Source organism: Microseira wollei NIES-4236 (assembly GCF_020521235.1).
Taxonomy (GTDB): domain Bacteria; phylum Cyanobacteriota; class Cyanobacteriia; order Cyanobacteriales; family Aerosakkonemataceae; genus Microseira; species Microseira wollei.
In genome coordinates this window covers 1-779 of the sequence record NZ_BLAY01000487.1, presented here as the reverse complement: position 1 = coordinate 779, position 779 = coordinate 1, and the positions used below count along the sequence as shown (strand labels likewise).

Genomic DNA, 779 nt, shown 5'->3' with positions numbered 1-779 from the left:
CGTGGGTAAGTATTGTCGCTTGTACAAAGCTCCTGGGATGCCGTGCCATTGTAGGGGCACGGCGTGGGTAAGTATTGTCGCTTGTACAAAGCTCCTGGGATGCCGTGCCATTGTAGGGGCACGGCGTGGGTAAGTATTGTCGCTTGTACAAAGCTCCTGGGATGCCGTGCCATTGTAGGGGCACGGCGTCCGTAAGTTTTGTCGTTTGTACAAAGCTCCTGGGATGCCGTGCCATTGTAGGGGCACGGCGTGGGTAAGTATTGTGCCTGAGAAAAAGTGCTTCGGATGCCGTGCCATTGTAGGGGCACGGCGTGGGTAAGTATTGTGCCTGAGAAAAAGTGCTTCGGATGCCGTGCCATTGTAGGGGCACGGCGTGGGTAAGTATTGTGCCTGAGAAAAAGTGCTTCGGATGCCGTGCCATTGTAGGGGCACGACCTGGGTAAGTGTCCCTGGGACAAAGTTCTTCGGATGCCGTGCCATTGTAGGGGCACGGCGTGGGTAAGTATTGTGCCTGGGACAAAGTTCTTCGGATGCCGTGCCATTGTAGGGGCACGGCGTGGGTAAGTATTGTGCCTGGGACAAAGTTCTTCGGATGCCGTGCCATTGTAGGGGCACGGCGTGGGTAAGTTTTGTTCCTGGGACAAAGTGCTTGGGATGCCGTGCCATTGTAGGGGCACGGCGTGGGTAAGTATTGTGCCTGAGATCAAGTTCTTCGGATGCCGTGCCATTGTAGGGGCACGGCGTGGGTAAGTATTGTGCCTGAGATCAAGTTCTTCGGA

1 protein-coding gene is annotated in these 779 nt (G+C 55.5%); it reads right to left on the bottom strand.

Annotation, left to right across the window (positions count from 1 at the left end; translation table 11 throughout):
• On the bottom strand, nucleotides 1-779 hold a 779-nt coding region (locus MiSe_RS49415), incomplete at both ends, for a hypothetical protein (RefSeq protein ID WP_226594935.1).